The sequence below is a fragment of the Pseudoxanthomonas sp. GW835-FHT14C01 genome, from assembly GCF_058793715.1.
Window position 1 is genome coordinate 744,737 of the sequence record NZ_JBXAGB010000003.1, and the last position, 9,071, is coordinate 753,807.

A 9,071-nucleotide genomic window follows, 5' to 3' on the forward strand; every position below is an offset into this window, starting at 1 on the left:
ATCCGTCCCGATGATGATGAACGAGCCGCAGCGAGCCATGAGGGCGAACTGTTGGCTGTTCAGCTCATCTGCTCGCTGTGGCTCGTTCCGCATCCCCACTTGGTATACGCCATCTTGGCACCCCTCATCCGCCTTCGGCACCTTCTCCCCGCCTAGCGGGGGAGAAGGGAGCAATCCACGGTCAGAGCGAGCCCAGGAAATCCGCCACCGCCGGCCCGAAGCGCTCGAAATCCACCAGGAAGGCATCGTGCCCCTGCGGCGACGCCAGCGGCAGGAACTCGGCCTGCGCCCCGCCGGCGGCCAGTCCCTCGGCGATCTGCTGCTGCTGTTGCAGCGGGAACAGGATGTCGGTGGTGGCGCCGATCGCCAGCGCCCGCTGCACGCGGATCTTCGCCAGACCCTTCATCACGTCGCCATCGGCGTACTCGGCAAGATCGAACCAGTCCATCGACCGGCTGAGGTAGAGGTAGCAGTTGGGATCGAAGCGGCGCACGAAGCGGCGCGCATGGCCTTCCAGATAACTCTCCACCTGGAATTCCAGCCCGAACGGCTCTTCGTCCGGCCGATCGGACTCCAGGCGTACGCGGCCGAAGCGGCCATCCCATTCCAGCGCCGAGCGGTAGGTGATCACGCCCAGCTTGCGCGCCATGCGCATGCCGGATTCCGGGTAGGTGTCGTCGTCGTACTGGCCGCCATTCCAGTTGGGGTCCAACCGGATCGCCTCGCGCTGCAGCGAGCGGATGGCGATGGAGAACGGCAGCGCCTGCGCGCTGCCGGAGATGTTGATGTGCGTGCGCGCCGCGCCCGGATGCAACAGCAGGTAGGCCAGCGCCGTCATGCCGCCCATCGAGTTGCCGATGACGCAGGCCAGCTGCTCGATGCCGAGCGCGCGCACCACGTCGAAGGCCGCATTGGCGCCGTCTTCCACCGACAGTTCGGGGAAGTCGAGACGGTACAGCGCGCCCGTGTCCGGATTGATCGAGGCCGGGCCCGTCGAGCCCTTGCAGCTGCCCAGCGAATTCACGCAGACCACGAACCAGCGGTCGGTGTCGATCGGCTTGCCCGGCCCGAGCATCGCCTCCCACCAGCCCTCGGCGTCGTTGCCCGGATTGCGCGCCGCGTGCGCGTCGGGCGACAGCCCGGTGACGATCAGCACGGCATTGTCGCGGCGCGCGTTCAACCTGCCCCAGGTCTCGTACGCCATCCGCGCACCATGCAGTGCGCCGCCGCGCTTCATGCGGAACGGCGAGGGCAGGGGATGGAAGCGGGTGCCGGGGGGGATGAATTCGGTCATCCGCCAAGTGTAGCGACCCGGACGGCGCTATTCGCCCCGCCAGCGCAGCCCGGCACGCACCGGCAGGTGGTCGGAACCGATGTCGGGGCCGCGTTCCGCGCCCGTCTGCACGAACCCGGACGAGACCAGCACGTGATCGATGCCGATACCGAACAGACCTCTGCCTTCGCTCGGATAGGTCGGTGCCCAGACGGCGCGCATGTGGCGCTACCCGCGATGCGGGATCGACATCCCTCGCCCTGCGAAGCGGGGAGAGGGTGCCGAAGGCGGGTGAGGGGCGAACGGAGAGGGGAGGCCTCCGCGGATACACCGGCACCGCGCTCTGCCCCTCATCCGCCCTGCGGGCACCTTCTCCCCGCGACGCAGGGAGAAGGAATATGACCCGCCAGGCGATGACGTGCCTTACGGCACCACGCGATCGATCGTCAGCGTGTAGGTGCTGCCGGCCTTGACGTCGGCGGTGACGGCGTCGGCTTCCAGGTCGCCGGATTGCGCGGCGGGGCCGCTGCCCTTGGCGATGCGGGCGACCAGCTGCACCTGCGGCAGCTGCGACAGCTTCAGCGTGGGCATCGGGCTGTCGCCATCGCCCAGCGGCACCGTTACCGGAAACGCGGACACCGGCAGGCGCTTGGCGGCGACCGGCATCGGCGGGCCACCGGGCTGGCGGGCGAACACGAACAGCGTGTCGCCCGGGGCCAGCTTGTCCTTCAGCGTTGGCGCGAGGTCCACGGTCACCGTGAGCAGCACAGGCGAGGCATCCGCGGCCGGTGCCGTCTCCGCCAGCGGCGGCAAGCCGGCCTCGGCACGGGCTTCGTTGATCTGCGTGCGCAGGGTCGCGGCGGTGTTGGGATCGACCCGGGCCAGCAGCGGCTCCCAGGTCTTCGCGGCTTCGGCATGCCTGCCTTCCTGGCGCTGCGCCAGCCCGATGAACCAGCGTGCGCGCTGATGGTCGGGATTGATCGCGACGGCCTTGTCCAGCAAGGCGATCGCCTGCGCGTCGAGCTTGCGGTCGGCGTTGTTGAACAGCCGCGCCTGCGCCGCTTCGACCAGCAGGTCGGCGTCGGTGGGCAGCAGCTGCACGGCGCGTTCGAACGCCTTCTGTGCATCGCCGTAGCGCTGCAGGGCGGCGTAGGACTTGCCGAGCAGGCGCCAGCCTTCCGGTTCGTTCGGTTGTTTCTCCAGTTCGGCTTCGAGCTGCGCGACGGCATCATCGAGCGTGGCGGGCATCGGCGTGGCCGCCTGGGGTTCCAGGGCGGCGGGCGTGCCGACCACGCGGTACAGCGCGAACGTGGCGATGCCCAGCGTGGCTACGCCGGCCAGCACCAGGCCGCGCGCATCGCGCCACAGCGGCCACAGCACCGCCAGCAGCACGGCGAGGGACAGCACGATGGCGAGGATCACGAAGGGGGTCATCACCACTCCTGGTCGGTGTCGTCGGTGGCGGGCGCCGGCTGCTTCGCGCGTCGGGCGACGATGCGGCCGACCCAGATGCCGCCGGCCAGCAGCAGGAACAGCGGCCCGAACCACAGGATGTAGGTGCCGGGCGCGACCTCGGGCTTGTACAGCACGAACTCGCCGTAGCGGTCGACGAGGAACTGCTTCACCTGCGCATCGTTCTTGCCCTGGCGCATCAGGTCCAGCACCTCGCGGCGAAGGTCGTGGGCGATCTGCGCATTGGAATCGGCCAGCGACTGGTTCTGGCACATCACGCAGCGCAGCTCGGCGGTGAGCGTGTGGAAACGGGCCTCCTCGGCCGCGTCGTGGAACTGCAGCGGGGTGGGGTCGCTGGCCTGCGCGAAAGCGGCAAGACTGCAAAGCGCCAAGCACAACGCGAGCGACCACCGTAGAGCCGAGCTTGCTCGGCTGCTCTTCGTTCCGGCGTCGCGTAGCCGAGCAAGCCCGGCTCTACGATGGAGCCTCGATGTCGGGAATGCGCTCATCGGCCGGCTTCGATCTTTTCCAGCGCCGGGATCAGCTGATGGTCGATGATCGCCTGGTCGATGGCGCCGACATGCTTCCAGCGGATGATGCCGTTGCCGTCAACGAGGAAGGTTTCCGGCGCGCCGTAGATGCCCCAGTCGATCGCGGTGCGACCCTCGAGGTCGGCGACCACCATCATGTAGGGGTTGCCGAACTGTTCCAGCCAGCGCAAGGCGTCCTCGCGTTCGTCCTTGAGGTTGTAGCCGATGAAGCGCACGCGCTTGGTCAGCGCGAACTTCGTGAGGATGGGATGCTCGACGCGGCATTCCGGGCACCAGCTGCCCCAGACGTTCATCACATAGGGCTGACCGGCGAGGTTTTCGTTGGTGACGCGCTTGGACGGGTCGTGCAGCAGTGGCAGGTCGAACTCGGGGGCCGGCTTGCCGATCAGCGGCGACGGCAGCGCATCGCGGCCGGCCCGGTCGGACTGCGACACGCCGTAGTAAAGCAGGCCCATCAGGCCGACGAAGAACAGGCCGATGATGACCAGCGCGAACGTCATCGCACCGCGCGAGCGCGGCGGCGAGGGCGGGAGTTCGGAAGCGTTGTTCATGCGGGAGGCGCCTCGGATTTCTTGGGGGTGCGGAACCGGCGGTCGGCGGCGGTGACGAAGCCGCCGAGCGCCATCAGTGCGGCGCCGAGCCAGATCCAGCGGACGAAGGGTTTGATGTGCACGCGCAGCGCCCAGGCGTCGTTGCCGAGCGGTTCGCCGATGGCGACGTAGACATCGCCGAGCACGCCGGGCCTGATGCCGGCCTCGGTCATCACCTGGCCACCGCTGGCATAGGCACGCTTTTCGGGATGCAGCAGCGTCACCGGCCTGCCGTCGCGCAGCACCTGCACGTGGCCGCGGTCGGAAAGATAGTTGGGGCCCTGGGTTTCATCGACGCCCTGGAAGTGGAAGCCCCAGCGGCCGACCTCGACGGTCTGGCCCGGCTTCACCGCCAGTTCGCGCTGCACGTTCAGGCCTTCGACCAGCAGCGCGCCGACCAGGAACACGGCCACGCCGGTGTGCGCCAGCGTCATGCCGAGCATTTCGGGCGTGAGCCGGCCATTGGCGCGCAGCCGCTGCCACAGGAAGCGCAGCGTGCCCAGTCCGACCCAGGCCGCGCCGAGGATGCCGGCGGCGACCTTCAGCTTGCCCTGCGGCGCCATGAAGTACGCGATGACGGCGAGCACCAGCGCCAGTCCGGCCCACGGCAGCAGCATCGCGAACGGCTTGGCCAGGTTGTCGCGCTGCCACTTGGTGATCGGCCCGAACGGCACCAGCGCCACCAGCGGCGCCATCAGCACGATGAAGAGCAGGCTGAAGTAGGGCGGGCCGACCGAGATCTTGCCGAGGTTCAGCGCGTCGGCGATCAGCGGATACAGCGTGCCCAGCAGCACCATCGCGCACGCTGCGGTCAGCAACAGGTTGTTCGCCAGCAGCAGCGTCTCGCGCGAGCCGGCGGTGAAGTACGACTTCTCCGATTCGCCATCGGCCAGCTGCGGCGCGCGCAGCGCGTACAGCAGCAGCGAGCTGCCGATCACGAGGCCGAGGAAGATCAGGATGAACACGCCGCGGGTGGGATCGGCGGCGAAGGCGTGCACGCTGGTGATCACGCCGGAACGGACCAGGAACGTGCCCAGCAGCGACAGCGAGAACGCGGCGATGGCCAGCAGCAGCGTCCAGCCGCGGAACGCGCCGCGCTTCTCGGTGACCGCCTGCGAGTGGATCAGTGCCGCGCCGACCAGCCACGGCATGAAGCTGGCGTTCTCGACCGGGTCCCAGAACCACCAGCCGCCCCAGCCCAGTTCGTAGTACGCCCACCAGCTGCCCAGCGCGATGCCCAGCGTCAGGAAGCCCCAGGCGATGTTGGTCCACGGCCGCGTCCAGCGCAGCCAGCGCGCATCCACGTGGCCGTCGAGCAACGCCGCGATGGCGAAGGCGAACGGCACCACGAATCCCACGTAGCCCACGTACAGCAGCGGCGGATGGATGATCATCCCCGGGTCCTGCAGCAGCGGATTGAGGTCGCGGCCTTCACCGGGCGAGGGCAGCAGGCGGACGAAGGGATTGGAGGTGAAGATCAGGAAGGCGAGGAAACCGATCGCGACCACGCCCATCACGCCGAGCACGCGCGCCATCACCACGTCCGGCAGGCGCCGCGAGAACAGGGCGACGGCGGCGGTCCACAGCGCCAGTACCAGCGCCCATAGCAGCAGCGAGCCTTCGTGCGAGCCCCACACCGCGGTGTAGCGGTAGACCATCGGCAGCAAAGAGTTGGAGTTGTCGGCCACGTACTTGACCGAGAAGTCCTGGGTCACGAACGCCACGGTCAGCGCGATGAAGGCCAGCATCACCAGCCACAGCTGGGCGTAGGCCGCGGGCCGCGCCACCGCCATCCACGCGGCCTTGTTGCGCTGCGCGCCGGCCAGCGGCAGTACCGACTGCAGGATGGCGACGAGCAGCGCGAGGATCAGCGCGATTTGACCGATTTCAGGAAGCATGCGTATTCCATCCCCTCTCCCTGCGCAGCGGGGAGAGGGTGCCGAAGGCGGGTGAGGGGCGAGCGGAGGCGGTCGCCGTCGAACAGTCGAGGACGCTCAACACGCGCGATGATTCAAAAAGGGCGGCGAGAGCAAGAGCGCCCCTCATCCGGCCTTCGGCCACCTTCTCCCCGCTGGCGGGGAGAAGGGAAGCAATGACGGGTGCGAGGATCAATACGTCGACTCCGCAGGCGCAGCCTGCACATCATGCTTCTGGTGCGCCTTGCCCATCTTGTCGGCGACTTCCTTCGGCATGTAGGCCTCGTCGTGCTTGGCCAGCACGTCGGTGGCGACGAACACGCCGTCCTGCATCGACCCGGTGGCGACCACGGCCTGTCCCTCGCGGAACAGGTCGGGCAGGATCTTGTCGTAGCGCACGGTGAGCTGCGCATCGCCGTCGGTGACACCGAAGTGCGAGACCAGCGAGCCGGGTTCGCGCTTGAACGAGTTCTTCTCGACCATGCCACCGAGACGGAAGCGGGCTTCGCCGGCTTCGCCGCGCAGCACCTCGGCCGGCGTGTACAGATAGGCGACGTTGCGCTGCAGGGCCATCGCGATCAGCGCGGTGGCAGTGCCGGCCACCAGGACGGCGAGCAGCACGAACAGCAGGCGACGGCGGCGCACGGGATTCATCGGTCAGCGTTCCAGGTCGGCAGGGGCGGCGCTGCGGCGCGCATCGCGCGCCACGCGTTGGCGGGCGGCGCGCAGCTCGCGGCGCACCTGCAGGCGCGGGGCGAGGAAATCCCAACCCAGCACCACGGCGAACACGGCGTAGGCGCCGATGACGTATTCGAGATAGCTCATGGCGTGGCCTCCTTCGCGGCGGCCAGCTTCGCCACCCAGTCCTTGCCGGCCTCGCGGCGCAGGTTGTCGGCACGGGCGCGCGCCAGCAGGGAGCCGGCGAACCAGAACTTGGTGGCGACCACCATCAGCACCAGCGGCAGGATCATGCTGTCGTCCATGCTCGATTCGCCGAATACGCGGATGGTCTGGCCCTGGTGCAGCGAGTTCCACCACACCACCGAGTAGCGGATCACCGGCAGGATCGCCACGCCGATGATGGCCAGCAGGCCGGCCGCGCGCGCGGCGCTGCGGCGGTCGTCGATGGCGCCGTACAGGCCCATCACGCCGAGGTAGAGGAACAGCAGGATCAGTTCGGTGGTCAGGCGCGGGTCCCAGTCCCACCACGTGCCCCACATCGGCTTGCCCCAGATGCTGCCGGTGGCCAGGGTGATGACGGTGAACGCGGCGCCGGTCGGCGCGCAGGCCATCGCCAGGATCTCGCACAGCTTGATGCGCCAGACCAGCGCAATGGCCGCATAGAACGCCATCAGGCCGAACACGAACATGCTCATCCACGCGCTGGGCACGTGGATGTAGAGGATGCGGAAGCTATCGCCCTGCTGGTAGTCGGCCGGCACCACGAACAGCGCCTGCCACAGGCCGAAACCGAGCAGCACGATCGCCGCCAGGTAGCACCACGGCGTCCAGCGGGCCGCGAAGCGGTCGAAGTACGGGGGCGAACCGAGTTGGTGGAACCAGCGGACGAGAGGATTCATGCAGCGGCGGTCTTCAGGTCAGGGCGATGCGGATCGCCGCGGCGGCCGCCAGCGGCGCCAGCAGCAGCGAGAGCAGCAGGCCGGCGGCCAGCCAGAGGAGGGCGCCGGAGGCATCCAGCCCTTGCGCGCTGGCGGCGACGGCACCGGCGCCGAACACCAGCACGGGCACGTACAGCGGCAACGCCAGCAGGGCCACAAGGATACCAGAGCGCCTCATGCCGACCGTCAGCGCCGCGACCACGGCGCCCAGCAGGCTCAGCAGCGGCGTGCCCAGCGCGAGCGTGGCGAGCAGCATCGGCAGGTCGCTGCGCGGCAGGTGCAGCATTTCGCCGAGCAACGGCGCGGCGAGCACCAGCGGCAACGCGGTGGTGGCCCAGTGCGTCAGTACGCGCACCAGCACCAGCCACGCCAGCGGCACCGGCGCGAGGATCCATTGCTCGAGTGAACCGTCCTCGGCATCGCCACGGAACAGCGTGTCCAGCGACAGCAGCCCGGCCAGCAGCACCGCGACCCAGATCACCGCGGGCGCGACCTTCGACAGCACCAGCGGCGCGGTGCCCAGGCCGAGCGCGAACAGCACGACCACCAGCAGCGCGAACAGTGCCGGTTGCAGCGCGTCGCCACGACGGCGCCACAGCAGCTGCACGTCGCGGGTGATCAGCGCGCGGGCGGTCTGGAACAGGGACGGCGCGGTGCTCATGCGTGGAGCCCCATGAAGCAACCCCTTCCCCCGCCTGCGGGGGAAGGTGGGGATGGGGGCGAAGCGGAGCCGTGCGACGTGATCGCTGCATGGCAATGCCGCGCGCGCATTTCCTGCGTACGCGACATTCGATGCAGGACTACGACCGCAACGCCAAGTGCGCCGGCTTGCCCCCACCCCGACCCTCCCCCGTGAACGGGGGAGGGGGCGGTGAGCGGGGGAGTCGGGAACATCGCTGCGGAGTTCACGCCGTGCCTCCCCGTTCCAGCACCAGCATCCGCGTCTGCACCGGCGGTGCGGCATAGGCGCCATGCGTGGTCACCAGCGCGGCGCCGCCATCGCGCAGGTGCGCGGAGATCATCCGGTTGACCAGGGTGATGCCGTCCAGGTCGAGATTGGCGTAGGGCTCGTCGAGCAGCCACAGCGGCGAGGGCGACAGCCACAGGCGGGCCAGCGACAGCCGCTTCTTCTGCCCGGCGGACAGCTGGCGGGCCAGGGCGTCTTCGTAACCGGCCAGGCCGACCATCGCCAGCGCGTTGCCGGGCATCTGGCGCGCGCGGCGGCCGTGCAGGCCGCAGAGGAAATTGAGGTTTTCGAGGGTGTTCAGGTCCGCCTTCAGCGCCGGCAGGTGGCCCAGGTAGGCCATCGCATGCGCGCGGCGCGACGGACCGGCGGGCTGCCCATCGATGTCGATCTGGCCGGCATCGGCGCGGAGCAGGCCAGCCAATACCCGCAGCAGGGTGGTCTTGCCGACCCCGTTGCCACCCTGCACCAGCAGCGCTTCGCCCGCATCCACCGCGAAATCCAGCGGTCCGAACACCGGCTCGTCGTTGCGCGAGAACGCCAGGCTGCGGGCAGCCAGCAACGGCGGATGGGAGGGAGCGGCGTCGGTCATCGGATCGGGCGTTCCCGGGAGGGAGGCTGGGGTGTCCTGGAGCTCAGCCGCCCATTCTAAACGGAGCGGCCGGTTCGACCGCCTGCGACATACCGTCGCGGCCCGCCAGACCGG

Annotated in this window: 11 protein-coding genes; all 11 read right to left on the bottom strand. The window is 69.2% G+C overall.

Annotation, left to right across the window (positions count from 1 at the left end):
- Positions 1-181: 181 nt before the first annotated feature.
- A complete protein-coding gene (gene metX / locus AC1Q5B_RS16895; protein ID WP_492632638.1) occupies positions 182-1,294 on the bottom strand; it encodes a homoserine O-acetyltransferase MetX in 1,113 nt (370 codons plus the stop codon).
- Positions 1,295-1,321: 27 nt separating this feature from the next.
- Entirely contained in the window at positions 1,322-1,495 is a 174-nt protein-coding gene (locus AC1Q5B_RS16900) for a hypothetical protein (protein WP_492632639.1), read from the bottom strand.
- Between the two features lie 201 nt (positions 1,496-1,696).
- Complete coding sequence (locus AC1Q5B_RS16905; protein ID WP_492632640.1) at positions 1,697-2,707, bottom strand: tetratricopeptide repeat protein; 1,011 nt, start codon at positions 2,705-2,707, stop codon at positions 1,697-1,699.
- Positions 2,707-3,117, bottom strand: coding sequence for a cytochrome c-type biogenesis protein (locus AC1Q5B_RS16910; RefSeq protein ID WP_492632641.1), 411 nt, complete (start codon positions 3,115-3,117; stop codon positions 2,707-2,709). The genes AC1Q5B_RS16905 and AC1Q5B_RS16910 overlap by 1 nt, the downstream gene beginning before the upstream one ends.
- Positions 3,118-3,230: 113 nt before the next feature.
- Positions 3,231-3,827 carry a DsbE family thiol:disulfide interchange protein gene (locus AC1Q5B_RS16915; RefSeq protein WP_492632642.1) on the bottom strand — a complete coding sequence of 199 codons (597 nt, stop codon included), beginning with the start codon at positions 3,825-3,827 and terminating at the stop codon, positions 3,231-3,233.
- Positions 3,824-5,764: a heme lyase CcmF/NrfE family subunit gene (locus AC1Q5B_RS16920; RefSeq protein ID WP_492632643.1), complete on the bottom strand. Its 1,941-nt coding sequence runs from the start codon at positions 5,762-5,764 to the stop codon at positions 3,824-3,826. Before AC1Q5B_RS16920 ends, AC1Q5B_RS16915 begins: the two co-directional genes overlap by 4 nt.
- A 210-nt stretch (positions 5,765-5,974) precedes the next feature.
- The gene (gene ccmE, locus AC1Q5B_RS16925; RefSeq protein WP_492632644.1) at positions 5,975-6,436 is read right to left on the bottom strand and encodes a cytochrome c maturation protein CcmE; all 462 of its coding nucleotides are present in this window, start codon (positions 6,434-6,436) and stop codon (positions 5,975-5,977) included.
- 3 nt (positions 6,437-6,439) lie between these two features.
- Entirely contained in the window at positions 6,440-6,607 is a 168-nt protein-coding gene (locus AC1Q5B_RS16930) for a heme exporter protein CcmD (RefSeq protein WP_298123050.1), read from the bottom strand.
- On the bottom strand, positions 6,604-7,362 hold the full coding sequence (locus tag AC1Q5B_RS16935) for a heme ABC transporter permease (protein WP_492632645.1): 759 nt from the start codon (positions 7,360-7,362) through the stop codon (positions 6,604-6,606). Before AC1Q5B_RS16935 ends, AC1Q5B_RS16930 begins: the two co-directional genes overlap by 4 nt.
- 13 nt (positions 7,363-7,375) lie before the next feature.
- Positions 7,376-8,062: a heme exporter protein CcmB gene (gene ccmB / locus AC1Q5B_RS16940; protein WP_492632646.1), complete on the bottom strand. Its 687-nt coding sequence runs from the start codon at positions 8,060-8,062 to the stop codon at positions 7,376-7,378.
- Between the two features lie 244 nt (positions 8,063-8,306).
- Positions 8,307-8,957 (bottom strand): heme ABC exporter ATP-binding protein CcmA, encoded by a 651-nt coding sequence (ccmA, locus tag AC1Q5B_RS16945; protein ID WP_492632647.1) that lies wholly within the window; start codon positions 8,955-8,957, stop codon positions 8,307-8,309.
- Positions 8,958-9,071: the final 114 nt, after the last annotated feature.

What these genes read in the sequence shown, in the direction of transcription:
- metX (WP_492632638.1), bottom strand. Translation starts at nt 1,294, where the DNA reads ATGACCGAATTCATCCCCCCCGGCACCCGCTTCCATCCCCTGCCCTCG.
- AC1Q5B_RS16900 (WP_492632639.1), bottom strand. Translation starts at nt 1,495, where the DNA reads ATGCGCGCCGTCTGGGCACCGACCTATCCGAGCGAAGGCAGAGGTCTG.
- AC1Q5B_RS16905 (WP_492632640.1), bottom strand. Translation starts at nt 2,707, where the DNA reads ATGACCCCCTTCGTGATCCTCGCCATCGTGCTGTCCCTCGCCGTGCTG.
- AC1Q5B_RS16915 (WP_492632642.1), bottom strand. Translation starts at nt 3,827, where the DNA reads ATGAACAACGCTTCCGAACTCCCGCCCTCGCCGCCGCGCTCGCGCGGT.
- AC1Q5B_RS16920 (WP_492632643.1), bottom strand. Translation starts at nt 5,764, where the DNA reads ATGCTTCCTGAAATCGGTCAAATCGCGCTGATCCTCGCGCTGCTCGTC.
- ccmE (WP_492632644.1), bottom strand. Translation starts at nt 6,436, where the DNA reads ATGAATCCCGTGCGCCGCCGTCGCCTGCTGTTCGTGCTGCTCGCCGTC.
- AC1Q5B_RS16930 (WP_298123050.1), bottom strand. Translation starts at nt 6,607, where the DNA reads ATGAGCTATCTCGAATACGTCATCGGCGCCTACGCCGTGTTCGCCGTG.
- AC1Q5B_RS16935 (WP_492632645.1), bottom strand. Translation starts at nt 7,362, where the DNA reads ATGAATCCTCTCGTCCGCTGGTTCCACCAACTCGGTTCGCCCCCGTAC.
- ccmB (WP_492632646.1), bottom strand. Translation starts at nt 8,062, where the DNA reads ATGAGCACCGCGCCGTCCCTGTTCCAGACCGCCCGCGCGCTGATCACC.
- ccmA (WP_492632647.1), bottom strand. Translation starts at nt 8,957, where the DNA reads ATGACCGACGCCGCTCCCTCCCATCCGCCGTTGCTGGCTGCCCGCAGC.